Source organism: Pseudomonas asiatica (genome assembly GCF_040214835.1).
GTDB lineage: Bacteria > Pseudomonadota > Gammaproteobacteria > Pseudomonadales > Pseudomonadaceae > Aquipseudomonas > Aquipseudomonas putida_Z.
In genome coordinates this window covers 438,306-459,896 of sequence record NZ_CP157874.1, presented here as the reverse complement: position 1 = coordinate 459,896, position 21,591 = coordinate 438,306, and the positions used below count along the sequence as shown (strand labels likewise).

17 protein-coding genes, 1 tRNA gene and 1 pseudogene are annotated in these 21,591 nt (G+C 62.2%); 14 read left to right on the top strand and 5 right to left on the bottom strand.

What is annotated here, in order from left to right; translation table 11 throughout:
- The first annotated feature begins 141 nt into the window (after positions 1–141).
- From apaG to ABNP31_RS01975, 7 genes are all read left to right on the top strand, one after another.
- Positions 142–522, top strand: coding sequence for a Co2+/Mg2+ efflux protein ApaG (gene apaG, locus ABNP31_RS02005; RefSeq protein WP_012270198.1), 381 nt, complete (start codon positions 142–144; stop codon positions 520–522).
- Positions 522–1,388: a symmetrical bis(5'-nucleosyl)-tetraphosphatase gene (locus ABNP31_RS02000; protein ID WP_238067186.1), complete on the top strand. Its 867-nt coding sequence runs from the start codon at positions 522–524 to the stop codon at positions 1,386–1,388. The genes apaG and ABNP31_RS02000 overlap by 1 nt, the downstream gene beginning before the upstream one ends.
- A 14-nt stretch (positions 1,389–1,402) precedes the next feature.
- Entirely contained in the window at positions 1,403–1,732 is a 330-nt protein-coding gene (gene glpE, locus ABNP31_RS01995; RefSeq protein ID WP_061303896.1) for a thiosulfate sulfurtransferase GlpE, read from the top strand.
- Positions 1,733–2,015: 283 nt separating this feature from the next.
- Positions 2,016–3,938 carry a PrkA family serine protein kinase gene (locus tag ABNP31_RS01990; RefSeq protein ID WP_015268718.1) on the top strand — a complete coding sequence of 641 codons (1,923 nt, stop codon included), beginning with the start codon at positions 2,016–2,018 and terminating at the stop codon, positions 3,936–3,938.
- A gap of 130 nt (positions 3,939–4,068) precedes the next feature.
- Positions 4,069–5,340 (top strand): YeaH/YhbH family protein, encoded by a 1,272-nt coding sequence (locus ABNP31_RS01985; protein ID WP_013970586.1) that lies wholly within the window; start codon positions 4,069–4,071, stop codon positions 5,338–5,340.
- Entirely contained in the window at positions 5,337–6,905 is a 1,569-nt protein-coding gene (locus ABNP31_RS01980; protein ID WP_025337455.1) for a SpoVR family protein, read from the top strand. The genes ABNP31_RS01985 and ABNP31_RS01980 overlap by 4 nt, the downstream gene beginning before the upstream one ends.
- Before the next feature lie 55 nt (positions 6,906–6,960).
- Positions 6,961–8,067 (top strand): multifunctional CCA addition/repair protein, encoded by a 1,107-nt coding sequence (locus ABNP31_RS01975; RefSeq protein WP_238067185.1) that lies wholly within the window; start codon positions 6,961–6,963, stop codon positions 8,065–8,067.
- A gap of 110 nt (positions 8,068–8,177) precedes the next feature.
- On the opposite strand, the gene folK is transcribed toward ABNP31_RS01975, so the two are convergent.
- Entirely contained in the window at positions 8,178–8,687 is a 510-nt protein-coding gene (gene folK / locus ABNP31_RS01970) for a 2-amino-4-hydroxy-6-hydroxymethyldihydropteridine diphosphokinase (RefSeq protein WP_085664083.1), read from the bottom strand.
- A complete protein-coding gene (gene folB / locus ABNP31_RS01965) occupies positions 8,678–9,034 on the bottom strand; it encodes a dihydroneopterin aldolase (protein WP_004375185.1) in 357 nt (118 codons plus the stop codon). The genes folK and folB overlap by 10 nt, the downstream gene beginning before the upstream one ends.
- A gap of 74 nt (positions 9,035–9,108) precedes the next feature.
- Here folB and plsY point away from each other — a divergent pair, with 74 nt between their 5' ends.
- The gene (gene plsY, locus ABNP31_RS01960; RefSeq protein WP_013970581.1) at positions 9,109–9,678 is read left to right on the top strand and encodes a glycerol-3-phosphate 1-O-acyltransferase PlsY; all 570 of its coding nucleotides are present in this window, start codon (positions 9,109–9,111) and stop codon (positions 9,676–9,678) included.
- 3 nt (positions 9,679–9,681) lie between these two features.
- Here the strand turns inward: plsY and tsaD are convergent, their stop codons facing one another.
- Positions 9,682–10,707, bottom strand: a complete 1,026-nt coding sequence (gene tsaD / locus ABNP31_RS01955) for a tRNA (adenosine(37)-N6)-threonylcarbamoyltransferase complex transferase subunit TsaD (protein WP_350012941.1) — start codon at positions 10,705–10,707, stop codon at positions 9,682–9,684.
- A gap of 204 nt (positions 10,708–10,911) precedes the next feature.
- Between tsaD and rpsU the strand changes: the two genes are divergently transcribed.
- The 5 genes from rpsU (at position 10,912) to ABNP31_RS01930 (ending at position 19,369) form a co-directional block, all read left to right on the top strand.
- Positions 10,912–11,127, top strand: a complete 216-nt coding sequence (rpsU, locus tag ABNP31_RS01950; RefSeq protein ID WP_003255575.1) for a 30S ribosomal protein S21 — start codon at positions 10,912–10,914, stop codon at positions 11,125–11,127.
- Between the two features lie 303 nt (positions 11,128–11,430).
- Complete coding sequence (gene dnaG, locus ABNP31_RS01945; RefSeq protein WP_350012940.1) at positions 11,431–13,413, top strand: DNA primase; 1,983 nt, start codon at positions 11,431–11,433, stop codon at positions 13,411–13,413.
- A 67-nt stretch (positions 13,414–13,480) separates the two neighbouring features.
- The gene (rpoD, locus tag ABNP31_RS01940) at positions 13,481–15,331 is read left to right on the top strand and encodes an RNA polymerase sigma factor RpoD (protein ID WP_025337450.1); all 1,851 of its coding nucleotides are present in this window, start codon (positions 13,481–13,483) and stop codon (positions 15,329–15,331) included.
- Between the two features lie 201 nt (positions 15,332–15,532).
- Positions 15,533–19,276: an EAL domain-containing protein gene (locus ABNP31_RS01935; RefSeq protein WP_238067184.1), complete on the top strand. Its 3,744-nt coding sequence runs from the start codon at positions 15,533–15,535 to the stop codon at positions 19,274–19,276.
- 16 nt (positions 19,277–19,292) lie between these two features.
- Positions 19,293–19,369 (top strand) — tRNA-Ile (locus ABNP31_RS01930).
- Between the two features lie 74 nt (positions 19,370–19,443).
- Here ABNP31_RS01930 and ABNP31_RS01925 read toward each other — a convergent pair.
- Positions 19,444–20,082 (bottom strand): annotated as a pseudogene (locus ABNP31_RS01925) (antitoxin Xre/MbcA/ParS toxin-binding domain-containing protein).
- 534 nt (positions 20,083–20,616) lie between these two features.
- On the opposite strand from ABNP31_RS01925, the gene ABNP31_RS01920 reads away from it, so the two are divergent.
- Positions 20,617–21,078, top strand: a complete 462-nt coding sequence (locus ABNP31_RS01920) for an Lrp/AsnC family transcriptional regulator (RefSeq protein ID WP_015268712.1) — start codon at positions 20,617–20,619, stop codon at positions 21,076–21,078.
- Positions 21,079–21,091: 13 nt separating this feature from the next.
- On the opposite strand, the gene ABNP31_RS01915 is transcribed toward ABNP31_RS01920, so the two are convergent.
- A complete protein-coding gene (locus ABNP31_RS01915; RefSeq protein ID WP_025337447.1) occupies positions 21,092–21,382 on the bottom strand; it encodes a hypothetical protein in 291 nt (96 codons plus the stop codon).
- Between the last annotated feature and the right edge of the window lie 209 nt (positions 21,383–21,591).

The window sequence follows — 21,591 nt, the reverse complement described above, 5'->3', positions numbered from 1 at the left end:
CTGCGCAGTACCTTGTAGGAGCGGGTTTACCCGCGAAAGGGCCGGGACAGACAACACAATCCCCAAGCCCCTCACCGCTGGCCCTCCCCCCTCCCAATGGCCTAGACTGCATTATTGCGTCAGTTCGCCCAAGGCCCTTGCATGTCCGACCCCCGCTATCAGATCGACGTCAGCGTCGTGACCCGCTACCTCAAAGAACAATCCGACCCCGAAAACAGTCGTTTCGCTTTCGCCTACACCATCACCGTGCAGAACAATGGCTCGCTCAAGGCCAAGCTGCTGTCGCGCCACTGGCTGATCACCAACGGTGACGGCGAGGTCGAGGAGGTGCGTGGCGCCGGCGTGGTCGGCCAGCAGCCCAATATCGACCCGGGCCAGAGCCATACCTACAGCAGCGGCGCGGTCATCAGCACCCGCGTGGGCACCATGCAGGGCAGCTACCAGATGTTCGCCGAAGACGGCAAACGCTTCGATGCCGAGATCGCCCCCTTCCGCCTGGCGGTGCCCGGGGCGCTGCACTGATGGCTACCTACGCCGTCGGTGACCTGCAGGGCTGCCTGCAGCCACTCAAGTGCCTGCTCGAACGGGTCAACTTCAACCCCGCCGTCGACCGCCTGTGGCTGGTCGGCGACCTGGTCAACCGCGGCCCCGAGTCACTGGAAACCCTGCGCTTCCTTTATTCGATCCGCCAGTCGCTGGTGTGCGTGCTGGGCAACCATGACCTGCACCTGCTGGCCGCCTGGCACAACGTCGAACGCCTGAAGAAAAGCGACACCCTGCGCGAGATCATCGAAGCGCCGGACGCCGACCAGCTGTTCGACTGGCTGCGCCAGCAAAAGCTGCTGCATTACGACGAACCCCGTGGCATTGCCCTGGTTCACGCCGGCATTCCACCGCAATGGACCTTGGGCAAAGCCCTGGAGCTGGCCGCCGAGGTCGAGGAAGTGCTGCGCGACGACGAGCGCCTGAAACTGTACCTGGACGGCATGTACGGCAACGAGCCGAACAAGTGGAGCAAGAACCTCAGCGGCATCGAACGCCTGCGGGTCATCACCAACTGCCTCACGCGCATGCGCTTCTGCACCGCCGAGGGCAAGCTCGACCTCAAGAGCAAGGAAGGCCTGGACACCGCCCCCAAGGGCTACAAGCCCTGGTACGCACACAAAGGCCGCCGCTCACGCCACGTGAAGATCATCTTCGGCCACTGGGCCGCCTTGCAGGGGCAGGTCGACGAGCCCGGCATCATCGCCCTGGACACCGGTTGCGTGTGGGGCGGTGCCATGACCCTGTACAACGTCGACAGCGGCGAATACCACCGTTGTGACTGCAGCGACGACGGCAACTTACGCCTCCCCACCCAAACGCCTACACTGAACGATCAATCCTGAAGGAAGCCGTACCCATGAGCGAATTCAAGCGCATCCCTCCCGAACAGGCCCTGGCCCTGCGCGCGCAAGGTGCGGTAGTCGTCGACATTCGCGACCCGCAGGCCTTTGCCGCCGGCCACATCACCGGTGCCAAGCATCTGGATAACCATTCGGTCGCCGAGTTCATCCGCAATGCCGACCTCGATGCCCCAACCCTGGTGGTGTGCTACCACGGCAACTCCAGCCAGAGCGCCGCGGCCTATCTGGTGAACCAGGGCTTCTCGGACGTATACAGCGTGGACGGCGGCTTTGAGCTGTGGCGCGCCACCTACCCGGCCGAAACCGCCCAGGGCACTGCCGAATAATTTTTTCATTTTTACTGCAGCCCGCGCCCCATGCGGGCTTGCGGCTTATCTGACGAACGGTCGTTCGCAACTTCTCCGCCCCTCGCCCTTGACCTTGCGGATAACCAACTATTCTTAAGCGCAGGCCATCCAGAAAAAGGGGAGAGCCGGTACACCGGCGTGCGGGTCATCGGTAGCGTTACAGGGTGTTCTGGGGGGTATACAGCAATCGGCAACCCCGGTTGCATGCCAGCATCAGCTGACTGATCCGGCGTCGTCTCCACGTATCGAGCGAGGTGACGTCATGAGTATTTTTAGCCACTTCCAACAACGTTTCGAGTCTACGCGCCAGGAAGAACTCTCGCTGCAGGAGTACCTCGAGCTGTGCAAAGAGGATCGCAGTGCCTACGCATCGGCGGCCGAACGGCTGTTGCTGGCCATCGGTGAGCCGGAGCTGATCGACACCTCAACCAACTCCAGACTGTCGCGAATCTTCTCCAACAAGGTTATCCGCCGCTATCCGGCCTTTGCCGACTTCCATGGCATGGAAGAGTGCATCGACCAGATCGTGTCCTACTTCCGCCACGCCGCCCAAGGCCTGGAGGAAAAGAAACAGATCCTCTATCTGCTGGGCCCGGTGGGCGGCGGTAAGTCGTCGCTGGCCGAAAAACTCAAGCAGCTGATGGAAAAGGTACCGTTCTACGCCATCAAGGGCTCGCCGGTATTCGAGTCGCCCCTGGGCCTGTTCAACGCCACCGAAGACGGGGCCATCCTCGAGGAAGAGTTCGGCATCCCGCGGCGCTACCTGAACACCATCATGTCGCCCTGGGCCACCAAGCGCCTGCAGGAGTTCGGCGGCGACATCAGCAAGTTCAAGGTGGTGAAGCTGTACCCGTCGATCCTCAACCAGATCGCCATCGCCAAGACCGAACCCGGTGACGAGAACAACCAGGACATTTCGGCGCTGGTCGGCAAGGTGGATATCCGCAAGCTCGAGGAATTCCCGCAGAACGACGCCGACGCCTATGCCTATTCGGGCGCGCTGTGCCGGGCCAACCAGGGCCTGATGGAATTCGTCGAGATGTTCAAGGCCCCGATCAAGGTCCTGCACCCGTTGCTCACCGCCACCCAGGAAGGCAACTACAACAGTACCGAAGGCCTCGGCGCCATCCCCTACTCCGGGATTCTGCTGGCCCACTCCAACGAGTCGGAATGGCACACCTTCCGTAACAACAAGAACAACGAGGCGTTCATCGACCGGATCTACATCGTCAAGGTGCCGTACTGCCTGCGCGTCAGCGACGAAATCAAGATCTACGACAAGCTGCTGATCAACAGTTCGCTGGCCAAGGCCCACTGCGCGCCAGACACGCTGAAGATGCTCGCCCAGTTCACCGTACTATCGCGCCTGAAAGAGCCGGAAAACTCCAACATCTATTCGAAGATGCGGGTGTACGATGGGGAAAACCTCAAGGACACCGATCCGAAGGCCAAGTCGATCCAGGAGTACCGCGATGCCGCCGGCGTCGACGAAGGCATGAACGGCCTGTCGACCCGCTTCGCCTTCAAGATCCTGTCCAAGGTGTTCAACTTCGACCCGCATGAAGTGGCTGCCAACCCGGTGCACCTGCTGTATGTGCTGGAGCAGCAGATCGAGCAGGAACAGTTCCCGGCCGAGGTGCGCGAACGCTACCTGCGCTACCTGAAGGAGTACCTGGCCCCGCGCTACATCGAGTTCATCGGCAAGGAAATCCAGACCGCCTATCTGGAATCCTACAGCGAATACGGCCAGAACATCTTCGACCGCTACGTGCTGTACGCAGACTTCTGGATCCAGGACCAGGAATACCGCGACCCGGAAACCGGCGAAATCCTCAACCGTATCGCCCTCAACGAAGAACTGGAGAAGATCGAGAAGCCGGCCGGCATCAGCAACCCGAAAGATTTCCGCAACGAAATCGTCAACTTCGTGCTGCGTGCCCGGGCCAACAACAACGGCAAGAACCCGAGCTGGCTGAGCTACGAAAAGCTGCGGGTGGTGATCGAGAAGAAAATGTTCTCCAACACCGAGGACCTGCTGCCGGTCATCAGCTTCAACGCCAAGGCAAGCAAGGAGGACCAACAGAAACACAACGACTTCGTCACACGCATGGTGGAGCGTGGCTACACCGACAAACAGGTTCGTCTGCTGTCGGAATGGTACCTGCGGGTCAGGAAATCGCAATAAAGCGACAAGCTACCCACCGCGCGCCCAGGGCTGCTATGCCAGCCCTGGGCGGCGGCAGCTGCTTTGCTGCCTTTACGTGCAGCAGCTCGTAGCTTGAAGCGTGCAGCTGTTCCCAGCTACCGGAGGGACCATGAGCTACGTTATAGATCGACGCCTGAACGGCAAGAACAAGAGCACGGTGAACCGCCAGCGCTTCCTGCGGCGGTACCGCGAACACATCAAGAAAGCCGTCGAAGAGGCGGTAAGCCGCCGTTCCATCATGGACATGGAACATGGCGAGCAGATCAGCATCCCGGGGCGCGACATCGACGAACCGGTGCTGCACCATGGTCGCGGGGGCAAGCAGACCATCGTGCACCCAGGCAACAAGGAATTCACCGCCGGTGAACACATCCCCAGGCCACAAGGCGGTGGCGGTGGCAGCGGCCGAGGCAAGGCCGGCAACTCCGGCGAAGGCATGGACGACTTCGTCTTCCAGATCACCCAGGAAGAATTCCTCGAGTTCATGTTCGAGGACCTCGAACTGCCCAACCTGGTCAAACGTCACCTGACCGGGGCCGACACCTTCAAGACCGTGCGCGCCGGTATCGCCAACGAAGGCAACCCGTCACGCATCAACATCGTGCGCACCCTGCGTTCGGCCCATGCCCGGCGCATCGCCCTGACCGGCAGCAGCCGCGCACTGCTGCGCGAAGCGCAGAAGGAACTCGCCCGCCTGAAGGTCGAGGAACCCGACAACTTCACCGATATCCAGGAAGTCGAACACGAGATCGAACGCCTGAAGGCACGCATCAACCGCCTGCCCTTCCTCGACACCTTCGACCTCAAGTACAACCTGCTGGTCAAGCAGCCCAACCCCAGCTCCAAGGCGGTGATGTTCTGCCTGATGGACGTGTCCGGCTCGATGACCCAGGCCACCAAGGACATCGCCAAGCGCTTCTTCATCCTGCTGTACCTGTTCCTCAAGCGTAACTACGACCGCATCGAAGTGGTGTTCATCCGCCACCACACCAGCGCCCGTGAAGTCGACGAGGAAGAATTCTTCTATTCGCGGGAAACCGGCGGCACCATCGTTTCCAGCGCGCTGAAGCTGATGCAGGAGGTCATGGCCGAACGCTACCCGGCCAGCGACTGGAACATCTACGCCGCCCAGGCTTCCGACGGCGACAACTGGAACGACGACTCGCCGATCTGCCGCGACATCCTGGCCAAGCAGATCATGCCGCATGTGCAGTACTACACTTACGTTGAAATCACCCCGCGTGAACACCAGGCGCTGTGGTACGAATACGAGCGCATCGGCGAAGCCTTCCCCGACACGTTCGCCCAGCAGCAGTTGGTATCGGCCGGCGATATCTACCCGGTCTTCCGTGAACTCTTCCAGCGCAGGTTAGCCACATGACCGCCAGAGCACAGAGACGCCAACCTATTTCCACCGGGTCCGAGTGGACGTTCGAACTGATCCAGACCTACGACCGGGAAATCAGCCGTCTGGCCGAGCGTTACGCCCTGGACACCTACCCCAACCAGATCGAGGTGATTACCGCCGAGCAGATGATGGACGCCTACGCCTCGGTCGGCATGCCGCTGGGTTATCACCACTGGTCCTACGGCAAGCAGTTCCTCAGCACGGAGAAGTCCTACAGCCGTGGCCAGATGGGCCTGGCCTACGAGATCGTGATCAACTCCGACCCGTGCATCGCCTATCTGATGGAAGAAAACACCATGTGCATGCAGGCACTGGTTATCGCCCATGCCTGCTACGGCCATAACAGTTTCTTCAAGGGCAACTACCTGTTCCGCACCTGGACCGACGCCAGCTCGATCATCGACTACCTGGTGTTCGCCAAGCAGTACATCGCCCAGTGCGAAGAGCGCCATGGCATCGATGCCGTGGAAGACCTGATCGACTCCTGCCACGCCCTGATGAACTACGGCGTCGACCGTTACAAGCGGCCTTATCCGATTTCCGCCGAAGAGGAGCGGCGGCGCCAGAAGGAGCGCGAGGAGCACCTGCAGCGGCAGATCAATGACCTGTGGCGCACCATTCCGAAGAGTGCCGACAAGGGTAACGAGCGCGATGATGCACGCTTCCCCGCCGAACCGCAGGAAAACATCCTGTATTTCATCGAGAAGAACGCCCCGCTGCTGGAGCCCTGGCAACGTGAAGTGGTGCGCATCGTGCGCAAGATCGCCCAGTATTTCTACCCGCAGCGCCAGACCCAGGTGATGAACGAAGGCTGGGCGACGTTCTGGCACTACACGCTGATGAACGACCTGTACGATGAGGGGCTGATCACCGAAGGCTTCATGATGGAGTTCCTGCAGTCGCACACCAGCGTGGTGTTCCAGCCCGGCTTCGACAGCCCCTACTACAACGGCATCAACCCCTACGCACTGGGCTTTGCGATGTACACCGACATCCGCCGCATGTGCGAAAACCCGACTGAAGAAGATCGCCGCTGGTTCCCCGACATTGCCGGCAGTGACTGGCTTTCTACCATCAAGTTCGCCATGAGCAGCTTCAAGGACGAGAGCTTCATCCTGCAGTACCTGTCGCCGAAGGTCATGCGCGATCTGAAGCTGTTCAGCATCCTCGATGACGACCAGCGCGACGACCTGTATGTACCTGCCATCCACGACGAGGCCGGCTACCGGACCATTCGCGAACTGCTGGCGGCGCAGTACAACCTGGGCAACCGCGAACCGAACGTGCAGATCTGGAGCGTCGACCGCCGCGGCGACCGCTCGCTGACCTTGCGTCACCAGCAGCACAACCGCAAACCGCTGGGCGATTCTACCGATGAAGTGCTCAAGCACCTGCACCGCCTGTGGGGCTTCGACATCCACCTGGAGACCGTCCAGGGCGAGCAGGTGATGAAGACCCACCACATGCCACCACGCGGCGAGCACGGCGAAAGTGCCGACTACGGCCGCATGGACCTGGCTGTCATCCACCACCTCTAGTGCCACGCCATGAGTGCCGACAGGGTATCCTGTCGGCAGTTATGGAGAGCTGCACATGCACATCTACAAAGTCGGCGGCGCCGTGCGCGACCGCCTGCTCGGCCGCCCTGTCAGCGATATCGACTGGCTGGTGGTCGGCGCCACGGTCGAGGAAATGCACGCCAAGGGCTTTCGTCCGGTCGGCGCTGATTTCCCGGTGTTCCTGCACCCGAAAACCGGCGAGGAATATGCCCTGGCGCGCACCGAGCGCAAGAGCGGGCGCGGCTACGGCGGCTTCACCTTCCACGCCAGCCCCGATGTGACCTTGGAAGAAGACCTGATCCGCCGTGACCTGACCATCAATGCAATGGCCGAGGACGAGACGGGTACGGTGTACGACCCCTATCACGGCCAGAGCGATCTCGATCAGCGCCTTTTACGCCATGTTTCCCCGGCATTCGCCGAAGATCCTTTGCGCGTGCTGCGTGTTGCGCGCTTTGCTGCCCGATATGCGCCGCTGGGTTTCCGGGTTGCCGATGAGACGCTTGAGCTGATGCGCCAGATCAGTGCCTCGGGCGAACTGCAGGCACTGACCGCCGAGCGCAGCTGGAAGGAAATCGAGCGGGCACTGATGGAGGCGCAGCCGCAGGTGTTCTTCCAGGTGCTGCATGCTTGTGGAGCCCTGCGGGAGCTGCTGCCAGAGCTTGATGACGCTCCCGAGGCCCTGGCGGCGCTGGAACAGGCGGCAATGCACGAACGGCCCCTGCATGTACGCTGGGCCTGCCTGCTGCAGTCGCTGACACCGGCCGCGATCAAAGTCATCAACCAGCGCCTGAAGGCGCCGCGAGAGTGCCAGGAGTTGGCATTGCTGACGGGTGAGTGCCTGAAACTGGGCAACCAGGCGCTGGAACTGCCTGCCACGGCACTGCTGGAGCTGTTGCAGAAGTTCGATGTGTACCGGCGGCCACAGCGGTTCGAAGACTTCCTGATCGCTTGCGAGATGACAGCGCTGGGCGAGGGCAAAGCGGGTTATCCACAGGCCGACTACCTGCGAGGGGCAGCGGCGGCGGCGCGGGCAGTGGATGTCAAGCCGTTGGTGCAGGCTGGGCTGACTGGCCAGGCCTTGGGGGAAGCGCTCAAAGGTGAACGGCTGAGAGCGCTCGAGGCTTACAAGCTCGGCTGAACATACCGGCCCTTTCGCGGCTAAAGCCGCTCCCACAGGTACGGCGTTGCTCTCGAGGTTGTCGCTGTACCTGTGGGAGCGGCTTTAGCCGCGAAAGGGCCGGTACAGGCTTACGCGGGAGTCAGCTGCAACCCACGCCACTCAAAGGCAACCGGGGCCAACACCTGATCAATCCGCGCCTCCTGCCACAACTGCGCCATTGTCTTGCCTACCCCCGGATGCACCAGCTCCGGCGCCAGCAGCGACAGCGGCCACAACACAAAGGCGTTCTTCAGGATCTCGGCCCGAGGCAACACCAGCCCATCGAACGTGCCGTGCAGGCCGTCATACATCAGCACGTCGATATCCAGCGGCAGGCCCTTGCGGTCCGGGGCATAGCGGCCATTGTCGGCCTCGATGAACTTCAACCGGCGGTCCAGTTCGATCAACGGCAACGCAGTCTGCCCGGTCACCACGAAGTTGATGAATGGCCCGCTCTTGATCCCCACCGCCTGGCTTTCGAACGCCGGCGAACAGCGCATGTCGGTCAGGATGCCCGCCAACGCATCGAGCCCGGCGCACAAGTGCGCCTCGCGATCGATGTTGCTGCCAAGGCCCAGGTAAACCGTGCTCAGAGACATCCGCGCTCGATCTCCACGCCAACACCACCACGGGCCGCCGGCACCGCACCCGGCTTGGTCAGTTTCAACCGCACCCACGGGATGTGGAACTCTTCCATCAACGTCGCCACCAGGCGCTCGGCGAAGGTTTCCACCAACTCGAAACGGGCCTGTTCGGCAAACGCCTGGATGCGCGCCGACACACTGGCATAGTCCAGCGCCAGGTTCAGGTCGTCACCGGCCGCAGCCGGGCGGTTGTCCCAGGCAAAGCTCAGGTCCAGGCGCAAGCACTGGCGAATATCCCGCTCCCAGTCATAGGCACCGATGACGGTATCGACTTCCAGGCCTTCGATGAACACTCTGTCCAAGCACTTCTCTCCACAGCACGACAAGGGCGACTGGCGCCGTTAGAATCAGGGCGTCCTCGCCCGGAATAGTTAGCATGTTTTGGTTACTGGCGTTGCTCGCCTACCTGCTCGGCTCGCTGTCCTTCGCCATCGTCCTCAGCCGCCTTACGGGCAGCCCGGACCCGCGTTCCAGCGGTTCAGGCAATGCCGGCGCCACCAACATGCTACGCCTGGCAGGCCGCAAACTGGCGATCCTGACCCTGCTTGGCGACCTGTGCAAGGGCCTGTTGCCGGTACTGCTCGCCCGCGGTGCCGGGCTGGACCTGCACGCGCAGGCCTGGGTTGGCGTGTGCGCAGTGCTGGGCCACCTGTTCCCGCTGTACTTCCGCTTCCAGGGCGGCAAGGGCGTGGCAACCGCCGCCGGCATGCTCATGGCCCTGTACTTCCCGGCCGCGCTGCTGGCCATCGGTGCCTGGCTGCTGACCTTCTACCTCACCCGCACCAGCTCGCTGGCGGCGCTGATCGCCACACCGCTGACCTTGCCATTGCTGGCCTGGCGCGAGCCAGAGGCCCTGCTGCCGATCACTGTGCTGACGGCGATGATCGTATGGCGCCACCGCAGCAACCTGCGCGACCTGTTCGCAGGCCGCGAACGGCACTTCTAACGCTTAAACCGGCGGCAACTGCTCCATCGGCCAACGTGCCTGCACGCTGATTGCCAGGTCCTGCTTTTGCCCGGCCAACAACCGCTGGCAGCCGGCATAGGCGATCATCGCGCCGTTGTCGGTGCAGAACTGCGGGCGTGCGTAGTAAACGTTGCCCTTGATGCTGCCGAGCATGTCCTCGAGGGACGCTCGCAAGGCCTTGTTGGCGCTGACGCCACCAGCAATGACCAGGCGCTGGAGGCCAGTCTGCTTCAACGCCCGCTTGCACTTGATGGTCAAAGTCTCCACCACCGCCTGCTGGAATGCCAGGGACAGGTCGCAACGGGTTTGCTCACTGTCGTCGCCGGCATCGCGGCACTGCTGCCAGGTGTTCAGGGCAAAGGTTTTCAGGCCGCTGAAGCTGAACTCCAGGCCCGGGCGGTCGGTCATCGGCCGCGGGAACACGAAGCGGCCAGGCACGCCGCGCTCGGCCAGGCGGGCGATTTCCGGGCCACCGGGGTAGTTCAGGCCGATCAGCTTGGCGGTCTTGTCGAACGCTTCGCCGGCGGCGTCGTCCAGGCTCTCGCCCAGCAGCTCGTACTGGCCGATGCCATCGACCCGCACCAACTGCGTGTGGCCACCGGAAACCAACAAAGCGACGAACGGAAACTCCGGCGGGTTTTCTTCCAGCATGGGTGCCAGCAAGTGGCCTTCCATGTGGTGTACGCCAATCGCCGGAATGTCCCAGGCAAAGGCCAGCGCCTGGGCGCAGGAGGCCCCCACCAGCAGGGCACCGACCAGGCCAGGGCCCGCGGTGTAGGCGATGGCGTCGATCTCGGTGGCGACGCAGCCGGCCTCATCCAGCACCTGGCGGATGAGTGGCAGCATGCGCTTGACGTGGTCACGCGAGGCAAGCTCTGGCACCACACCGCCGAACACGCGGTGCAGGTCGATCTGGCTGAACAGCGCGTCGGCCAACAAACCGCGTTCGCTGTCGTATAATGCGACGCCAGTTTCGTCGCAGGATGTTTCCAATCCCAGTACTAGCATGGGTTCGTCCCTTGTGGGGGCTGAATTCGAAGCCGCGCATGATAGTCCCCGTGTCGGATGCCGACCAGCGGTTTTCGATCAGAGGCTTTGCATTCCGGCTTGCTAAGGGTTAACATCCGCAACCCTTGAAAACCGACGTTCTCCAGCACACCTTTGTTTTGCCAGGAGCACGTCTACCCCGGTAATGAATTAAGGTAGCCCTGGATGCCAGCCGTCAAAGTTAAAGAGAACGAACCCTTCGACGTAGCTCTGCGTCGTTTCAAGCGCTCCTGCGAAAAAGCCGGTGTACTGGCTGAAGTTCGTAGCCGCGAGTTTTACGAGAAGCCGACCGCCGAGCGTAAGCGCAAAGCAGCTGCTGCTGTTAAGCGTCACGCCAAGAAAGTTCAGCGCGAACAGCGCCGTGCCGTTCGTCTGTACTAATACAGACGTTCTACGCAAAGCTTCTGCCCTGCCCGGCTAACCGCCGGGCGATGGCAGTGGTCGTTTCAAACTTGAGCAGCTAGCTCAAGGCCCTGCACAAGCTTCATGCGAACTGCACATGGGCAACCTGCCTGAAACGTCAGAGCTGGTCCTCCTTGTTGTATGACCAGACGTGCACGTCCGACTGACGGGCCCTCAGGGGCCGGCGACGAGCACACATTCCCTCGCACTTTCCCAAGCGGCACTCGCCCCATTCGGCGCGTGAGCGGTTAGACTTGCCAGCTGCCAGATGACGAGACTGCCATGGCCGGGCTGATTCCCCAGAGTTTCATCGACGACCTTATCAACCGCCTCGACATCGTCGACGTGGTGAGTTCGCGCGTCCAGCTGAAAAAAACCGGCAAGAACTACTCCGCCTGCTGCCCGTTCCACAAGGAAAAGACCCCTTCCTTCACGGTCAGCCCCGACAAGCAGTTCTACTACTGCTTCGGCTGCGGTGCCGGCGGCAACGCCCTGGGCTTCGTCATGGACCACGACAACCTGGACTTCCCCCAGGCCGTCGAGGAGCTGGCCCGCGCCGCCGGCATGGAAGTGCCCCGCGAGCAAGGCCGCCGCGACCACAAGCCGCGCCAGCCAACCGATTCGCCGCTGTACCCGCTGCTGGACGCCGCCTCGGAGTTCTACCGCCAGGCCCTGCGCAGCCACCCGACCCGCAAGGCGGCGGTGGATTACCTCAAGGGCCGCGGCCTGTCCGGGGAAATCGCCCGCGACTTCGGCCTGGGCTTCGCCCCGCCAGGCTGGGACAACCTGCTCAAGCACCTGGGTGCCGACACTCTGCAGCAGAAGGTGATGATCGATGCCGGCCTGCTGATCGAGAACGCCGAAAGCGGCAAGCGCTATGACCGCTTCCGCGACCGGGTGATGTTCCCGATCCGCGACAGCCGCGGGCGCATCATCGCCTTCGGTGGCCGGGTGCTCGGCGACGACAAACCCAAGTACCTGAACTCCCCGGAAACCCCGGTGTTCCACAAGGGCCAGGAACTCTACGGCCTGTACGAGGCACGCAAGCACAACCGCAACCTCGACGAAATCATCGTCGTCGAGGGCTACATGGACGTGATTGCCCTGGCCCAGCAGGGCCTGCGCAACGCCGTGGCCACCCTCGGTACCGCCACCAGCGAAGAGCACCTCAAGCGCCTGTTCCGCGTGGTACCCAGCGTGCTGTTCTGCTTCGACGGTGACCAGGCCGGGCGCAAGGCCGCCTGGCGCGCCCTGGAGTCGACCCTGTCGAACCTGCAGGACGGCCGCCGCGCGCGCTTCCTGTTCCTGCCCGAAGGCGAAGACCCGGACAGCCTGGTGCGCGCCGAAGGCACCGATGCCTTCATGGCCCGCATCAACCAGCACGCCCAGCCGCTGGCCGATTACTTCTTCGAGCAACTAGGCGTCGAAGCCGACCCGCGCTCGCTGGAAGGCAAGGCGCACATGGCGACCCTGGCCGCACCGCTGATCGAAAAGATCCCCGGCGCCAACCTGCGCCAGCTGATGCGCAACCGCCTGAAGGAAATCACCGGCCTCGACCCGCAGCAGGTCGAACAACTGGCGCAACACGCCCCGGCCGCCAGCAGCGTGCCGGACTACGACCCTGGCTACGACTACGACGCCATGGCCAGCTACACCCCCGACTACGGCGACATGCCGCAGCACGACTTCACCCCCGTTCATCAGGAACAGGAGTGGAAGCCGAACAAGGGCGCTGGCAAGAAGCAGTGGAGCGACAAACCCTGGGACAAGAACCGTAAGGGTGGCAAGCCATGGCAGCAACGTGACGAAGCGCCACCACGCGTACCGGCCCCGGTCGAGCCGCCCACCCTGGCCGCCCTGCGAACCCTGCTGCACCACCCGCTGCTGGCCGGCAAGGTGGAGGATGCCAGCCACTTCGCCGACGAAGAACACCTGTACAGCCAGCTTCTGGTGGCACTGATCGAAGCCGCGCAGAAAAATCCTGGGCTAAGCTCAATGCAGTTGATCGCACGTTGGCACGGCACCGAACAGGGGCGCCTGCTGCGGGCTCTGGCGGAAAAGGAATGGCTGATCGTGGCCGACAACCTTGAACAACAGTTTTTCGACACTATAACTAGCTTGTCCGCCCGCCAACGCGAGCGCAGCCTGGAACAACTGCTCAGGAAATCACGTCAAAGCGAATTGACCAGCGAGGAAAAAACCCAGCTCCTCGCCCTGCTGAGCCGGAATGTTCCCGCACAAACGCCGACCTCATCTGGCGCGTGAGGCCCATGCTCGGGTATAATCCTCGGCTTGTTTTTTGCCCGCCAAGACCTTCAGTGGATAGGGTGTTATGTCCGGAAAAGCGCAACAGCAGTCTCGTATCAAAGAGTTGATCACCCGCGGTCGTGAGCAGGGCTACCTGACTTACGCGGAGGTCAACGACCACCTGCCTGAGGATATTTCAGATCCGGAACAGGTGGAAGACATCATCCGCATGATCAACGACATGGGGATCAACGTATTCGAGAGTGCTCCGGATGCGGATGCCCTTCTGTTGGCGGAAGCCGACACCGACGAAGCCGCGGCCGAAGAAGCCGCTGCTGCGTTGGCGGCAGTTGAAACCGATATCGGCCGCACGACCGACCCGGTGCGCATGTACATGCGCGAAATGGGTACCGTCGAGCTGCTGACCCGCGAAGGCGAGATCGAAATCGCCAAGCGTATCGAGGAAGGCATCCGTGAAGTCATGGGCGCCATCGCCCACTTCCCGGGCACTGTCGACTACATTCTCGGCGAATATGACCGTGTCACCACCGAAGGTGGCCGTCTGTCCGACGTTCTCAGCGGTTACATCGACCCTGATGACAATATCGCCGCGCCGACCGAAGAAGTGCCGATCCCGGGCACCAAGGCCGCTGCCGCGAAGGAAGAGTCCGACGACGACGAGGAAGAATCCGAAAGCGGTGACGACGAGGAAGAGGCCGAGAGCGGCCCGGACCCGGAAGTCGCTCGCCAGCGTTTCGGTGCGGTCAACGACCAGCTTCAGGCCACCAACAAGGTCCTGAAGAAGAACGGTCGCGCCCACAAGGAAAGCATCGACGCCCTGCAGGCCCTGGCCGACCTGTTCATGCCGATCAAGCTGGTACCGAAGCAGTTCGAGGTACTGGTAGAGCGTGTTCGTGACGCCCTGAACCGCCTGCGCCAGCAGGAACGCGCCATCATGCAGCTGTGCGTGCGTGACGCCCGCATGCCGCGTGCCGACTTCCTGCGCATGTTCCCGAGCAACGAAACCGACCAGACCTGGAGCGGTGACCTGGCCAAGCGCAACACCAAGTGGGCTGCCGCCCTGGGTGAAAAGGACGCTGCCATCGTCGCTTGCCAGCAGAAGCTGATCGACCTTGAGACCGAAACCGGCCTGACCGTTGCCGAGATCAAGGAAATCAACCGTCGCATGTCGATCGGTGAAGCCAAAGCCCGCCGCGCCAAGAAAGAAATGGTCGAGGCGAACCTGCGTCTGGTGATCTCCATCGCCAAGAAGTACACCAACCGTGGCCTGCAGTTCCTCGACCTGATCCAGGAAGGCAACATCGGCTTGATGAAAGCGGTGGACAAGTTCGAATACCGTCGCGGCTACAAGTTCTCGACCTACGCCACCTGGTGGATCCGCCAGGCGATCACCCGTTCGATCGCCGACCAGGCGCGCACCATCCGTATTCCGGTGCACATGATCGAGACGATCAACAAGCTCAACCGTATTTCCCGCCAGATGCTGCAGGAAATGGGTCGCGAACCGACCCCGGAAGAGCTGGGCGAGCGCATGGAAATGCCTGAGGACAAGATCCGCAAGGTACTGAAGATCGCCAAAGAGCCGATCTCCATGGAAACCCCGATCGGTGACGACGAAGATTCGCACCTGGGCGACTTCATCGAGGACTCGACCATGCAGTCCCCGATCGACGTGGCCACGGTCGAAAGCCTCAAGGAAGCCACCCGTGACGTGCTCTCGGGCCTGACCGCACGCGAAGCCAAGGTGCTGCGCATGCGTTTCGGTATCGACATGAACACCGACCACACCCTCGAAGAGGTGGGCAAGCAGTTCGACGTGACCCGCGAGCGGATCCGTCAGATCGAAGCGAAGGCGTTGCGCAAACTGCGCCACCCGACTCGCAGCGAGCATCTGCGCTCCTTCCTCGACGAGTGATGACAAACCCCGGCCCAGGCCGGGGTTTTTCTTTTCCGGCCCTGCGCGATCCCTGTGGGAGCCGGCTTGCCGGCGATGGGCTGCGCAGCAGCCCCATTTCCTCATTACCCCCCTTCCGAACACAAAGCCCGCCCTTCCACCGCACACCTGCAGCAATGCCCGTCTACACTCGACTTCATACCACTTGAATGTGAGGCCGCTATGCCGCTGATGCCGGCCATCCTGTTGCTGCTCCTGATTTTGTGGAACACAGCGGCCGGCGCCCTGACCCTGACAGACGAGGAGAAAGCCTGGTTGGCTGCCCACCCGCAGCTGAGCCTGGGTGTAGACGCCTCTTGGCCACCGTTCGAGTTTCGCGACCAGGAGGGCCGATACCAGGGATTGGCCGCCGATTACATCGCCACGATCCAGCAACGCCTGGGTGTGACGCTCAAACCGGTCGAACCCAGCAGCTGGACCGAGGTACTGGCGCAAGCACGCGAAAGCCGCATCGACCTGCTGCCCGGCATCATGTCCACCCCCGAACGCCAAGGCTACCTGGCCTTCACCCGGCCGTACCTCGACTTCCCGATCGTCATCCTCGCCCACAAAGGCGGCGCACAGCCGCGCAACCTGGACGACCTGTACGGTCTGAAGATTGCCGTGGTCGAAAACTACGCCCCGCACGAACTGCTGCGCACCCACCACCCGGACCTCAACCTGGTGGCCCTGCCCAACGTCAGCTCCACCCTGCAGGCCCTGGCCACCGACGAAGTGGACGCGGTGGTCGGTGACCTCGCGTCAAGCATCTGGAGCCTGCGCCAGCTCAAGCTCGATGGTCTCTACGTCAGCGGTGAAACGCCCTACCGCTACCAGTTGGCCATGGCCGCCCCGCGCGACAAGAAGGTGCTGGTCGGCATTCTCGACAAAGTGATGGCCGACATGAGCAGCGCTGAAGTCAGCCAGATCCAGCAACGCTGGGTAGGCAATGTGGTCGACCAACGGATGTTCTGGTCGGACCTGCTGGTATACGGCCTGCCGGCGGTGCTGGTATTGATGGCCGTGCTGGCAGTGGTCATCCGTATCAACCGCCGGCTCAGTTCGGAAATTTCCCGACGCATCGCCCTGGAACAGGAACTGCGCAGCAGCGAGTACCACTATCGCAGCCTGGTCGAGAGCCTGTCCGCCATCGCCTGGGAGGCCGACGCCAACGACTTCACCTACAGCTACGTCTCACCCCACGCCGAAGGCCTGCTCGGCTACCCATTGGCCGACTGGCTCAAGCCCGGCTTCTGGCGCAGCATCCTGCACCCGGAGGATGCCCTCTGGGCCCAGGCCTACTGCGACAGCGAAACCGCCGCCGGGCGCGACCACAGCCTCGACTACCGGGTAATCCGGGCCGATGGCCAGCCATTGTGGGTACGCAACATCGTCAGCATGATCGAGCATGGCCACCAGCCGGTGATGCGTGGCCTGATGATCGACATCAGCGAGACCAAGCGCACCGAGGACGCCCTGCGCCTGTCCGAGCAGAAGTTCGCCTCGGTGTTCCAGCAGTGCCCCGACATCCTGCTGATCGCCCGCCACAGCGACGGCTGTCTGCTGGAGGTGAACGAAGCCTTCGAAGAGCAGATCGGCCTCACCCCGGGCCAGGTAATCGGCCGCACCGCCACCGAGCTCAACCTGTGGGGCGTCGAAGGCACCGGCCCGCGGCTGCTTGAACGCCTGCACCGGGGCGGTATCCGCAACCTGGAAATGAGCTTCCGCCGTAGCAACGGCCAACTGTTCACCGGCCTGACCTCGGCCGAAACCTTCGAGCTCGACGGCAACCTCGCGCTGGTGGTAGCGGTACGCGATATCAGCCAGCTCAAGGAAACCCAGGAGCAGCTGCAAATCTCAGAAGAGAAATTCGCCAAGGCCTTCCATGCCTCGCCCGATGGCCTGCTGCTGTCGCGCCAGAGCGACGGCTTGCTGCTTGAAGTGAACGAGGGCTTCTGCCGCCTCACCGGCTATGACCTCAGCCCGACGCTCGACCAGACCTCGCTGGACCTGGGCATCTGGGTCGACCTCAACGAGCGCAAGCGCCTGGTCGAACAGCTCAACCGCGACGGTTTCGTACGCGACTTCACGTGCCACCTGCGCCGCAGTGATGGGCAGATTCGCCTCTGCGAGCTCTCTGCACGGCCGCTGCCGATTGCTGGCGACGACTGCATGCTGACCATCGCCCGCGACATCACCGAGCGCCACCTGATGCAGGAAAAGCTGCAGCTGGCCGCCACCGTGTTCGAGAACACCGCCGAAGGCGTGCTGATCACCGACATCGACCAGCGCATCAGTGCCGTCAACCGCGCCTTCAGCGAAATCACCGGCTACAGCGAGATCGAAGCCCTCGGCCAGACCCCGCGCCTGCTTGCCTCCGGCCAGCACGACAGCGCGTTCTATGTCGCCATGTGGCACCAGCTGACCGACGAAGGCCACTGGCAAGGCGAGATCTACAACAAGCGCAAGAACGGCGAGCTGTACCCCGGCTGGCTGACCATCAGCGCCGTGCGCAACAGAGAACGCGAGATCACCCACTTCGTCGCCGTGTTCGCCGACATCTCCAGCCTCAAGCATGCCCAGGCCAAGCTCGACTACCAGGCCCACCACGACCCGCTGACCGGCCTGCCCAATCGTGCCCTGTTCGAGAACCGCCTGCAGGCCGCGCTCACCTGCTCGCAAGTGTCCAACCGCAAGGGCGCGGTGCTGTTCCTCGACCTCGACCGTTTCAAGCACATCAACGACAGCCTCGGCCACCCGGTCGGCGACCTGCTGCTCAAGGGCATCGCCCAACGCCTGAAGGAGCAGGTGCGTGATGTCGACACCGTGGCCCGCCTGGGCGGCGACGAGTTCATCATCCTGCTGCCCGGCTTGCACAAACCCAGTGACGCCAGCGCCATCGCCAACAAGCTGCTGGCCTGCTTCAACGCGCCGTTCCAGGCCGGCGAGCACGAGTTCTTCACCAGCGCCAGCATCGGCATCAGCCTTTATCCACAGGACGGCACCGACGTTGCCACACTGATTCGCAACGCCGACGCAGCCATGTACCGCTCCAAGGCCAAGGGCCGCAACCGCGTCGAAGCCTACACCCTCGACCTCACCGCCCAGGCCAGCGAACGCATCGCCCTGGAGCACGAACTACGCCGCGCCATCGAGCGCAACGAACTGAGCCTGTGCTTCCAGCCCAAGCTCAGCCTCAAGACCCAGAGCCTGGTCGGCGCCGAAGCGCTGATCCGCTGGAGCCACCCGACCTTTGGTGAAGTGCCGCCAGAGCACTTCATCCACCTGGCGGAAGAGAACGGCACCATCCTCCAGATCGGCGACTGGGTGCTGGAACAGGCCTGCCGGCAGATGCAGGCCTGGAAGATGCACTACGACCCCTTCGGCCCGCTGTCGATCAACCTCGCCGGCGCCCAGCTACGCCACCCCCACCTTGCCCGGCGCATCGAACAGTTGCTGAAGCACTACCAGCTCAAGGCTGGCGACCTGCAGCTGGAAATCACCGAAAACTTCATCATGAGCCAGGCAGAGGAAGCCCTGGCCGTGCTGTACCAGCTGAAGAAGCTGGGCGTGCAGCTGGCCATCGACGACTTCGGCACCGGTTATTCATCGCTGAGCTACCTCAAGCGCCTGCCGCTGGACATCCTCAAGATCGACAAATCTTTCATCCGCGGGCTGCCCGACGACCCTCATGACGCTGCCATCGCCCGCGCGATCATCGCCCTGGGCCGCAGCATGCAGCTGACCATCATTGCCGAGGGTGTGGAAAACCAGGCCCAGCAACGCTTCCTGGCGGCTGAAGGCTGTGAGCAGATCCAGGGCTACATCGTCAGCCTGCCCCTGCCCCCGGACGACTTCGCGGCGACGTTTCTTCGCATAGCACTATCGGATCTTTCAGATGGCACAGGTGCGAAACCCTCGTTATAATCCGGCCACTTACTGAGGGCCTATAGCTCAGTCGGTTAGAGCAGAGGACTCATAATCCTTTGGTCCACGGTTCGAGTCCGTGTGGGCCCACCAGAAAACTCAAAGGCCTACGTTGCAGAACGTAGGCCTTTGTCATTTCAGGGACTGCAGTCGTCATGTTCTCCTGACTAGGGCAACTCCTCTTGCTGGGCTATCCAGCTGTGTATGTACTGAAGAACCCGTGTCGCACCTTCGGCAGTTTCCACCAGCTCTATCGGCCGCTCACCACTAAGGAACTGATTGGGCTGCTCCATCCACTTGAACGCTGCCGCCCTGCTTCCGCGTACAGGAATGGCCAGATCCAGAATTTCCTGCAGCAGTTCAGGTTGCCCATACCAAGACTCCGGCTTGATGGTTGGTTTCCTCCCTGGAATCACTCTCGGTAGCTGACAAGCCGCAAGCTCGCCTGAATTGATGTGCTCTCGCTTCCAATGCGCAAACTTGATCAGGTCGGTATTCGCCTCGACCGTCATGCAGCTTGCGCAAAGCGGTGTGGTAGCGAGCTTGTGACAATACCGAATCGCTGGCACGGGCGACCGACTGGATGATCTTTGCCGTGAAATATTTGATCGAGGGGGATTCCAGGAGCCGCGATGCCCTGATCTGGCCATGGCTGTCCGTGACCAGTACGGCAAGATGTGCTTTTCAAAGAGAGGCAACAGGTCGAGCCACTTGTACGGAGTGCCGCGCAAGCAGCCGTAGTAGAAGTTGTAGCCGTCGATATAGATACGAGTGCGCAGAGGCTCAGAATCAAGCTTTCTCTGCATTTTTTGCACTCCAGAAACGAAAAAACCGGCTTAAGCCGGCTTTTTCCCCCTCCAACCAGATGGTCATGCCACGCCGGTCGTGAGGGTTAGTTGTTATCGGCAGTATTGCGCAATGAGGGAGCTGATGCAAGGTTGTAGGCTGGCATCCTCGTCCTCCGAAACACAACGTTCGTGAGAGGGCCATTCTCTGCTCAGGCATGGCTATCTAGACAGCGATAAATCGTTAGATTTTGTGAGCCCTATCCCACCCTGGACCGCACCTCGACCTGCCGCACCAATCGAGCAGTTCTGCCATTGCGCCCGATGCTTACATGCCGGCGCGGAGGCTGTAGGAGCGGCCTTGTGTCGCGAAAGGGCCGCAAAGCGGCCCCGGGATTTCGGCGCTGATGCAAATATTGCTGGGGCTGCTGCGCAGCCCTATCGCGACACAAGGCCGCTCCCACAAGGGACCGCGTCAGCGTGGCAAGCCGTGACTGCCCTTGCTCTGGCCAGCACTGGCTGGCTAGGCTAGCGGGTCAACCGTAGAGACTCGCCATGTCGGATTCCCGCTCCATCACGCTGGATGAAATCGATCGCCAGCTGATCGCCCTGCTGCAGATAAACGCCCGCGAAAGCGTCGCCACCCTCGCCCGTCAGTTGGGCATCGCCCGCACCACCGTCAACTCGCGCCTGGAGCGGTTGGAGAAGAACAAGGTCATCTCCGGCTATGGCGTGCGCCTGGGCCAGCGGGTGATGGGTGGTGGACTGCAGGCGTATGTGGGGATCAAGGTGCAGCCGCGCTCGGGCAAGGAGGTGGTGCGGCGCCTGAGTGCCATGGGCCAGGTGCAGCAGCTGTGCGCAGTGAGCGGGGAGTTCGACTATGTGGCCTGGCTGCGTACGGATTCGCCCGAGCAACTGGACCAGTTGCTCGACCAGATCGGCAGTGTCGACGGGGTGGAGAAGACCACCACGTCGATCATTCTCAGCAGTAAGGTGGACCGCGGGCAGCCGCTCTGAACCTGGCTGGCGGTCAGGCCTCCTGGCCGTCGAGCAGGCCTTCCAGAATCGCCGAAAGGCTTTCGGCGGAATGCTGCATCGACCAGACAATGTCACGGCTGCGCTCGGGGGCGTGATGCTGGGCGTAGTCGGTGGCGATCTGATTGAGGCCACGGGCTAGCAGGCAGGCGTGGACCAAGGCGTCTGCGGCATCGATGCCGGGGCGTATGGCGAATAATGGCGGGTGGCTGGATTCGCAGTTGCAGAAGGTTTTTTCTGCGGTGGGTTTCAGTTTTTCGGGTTGGTCGGGTAAGCGTTTGGTCATGGTATAGCCTCCAAATCACAAGGGTGATCGGCGGCCAATCGCATCCTTCTCACGGGAATTGGGTGGCAGCCATGCACGAGGTGAGAACCGGCGAACTTGGAGGCGCGTACCCGGCCAGGCAAAGCCTGCCCGCGCACAGCTGCCATAGCAGTGCGCCTCCAGAATGGTCCGCGGGTTCTCACGCCCGATCGCCGAATTTCCGGCGACCC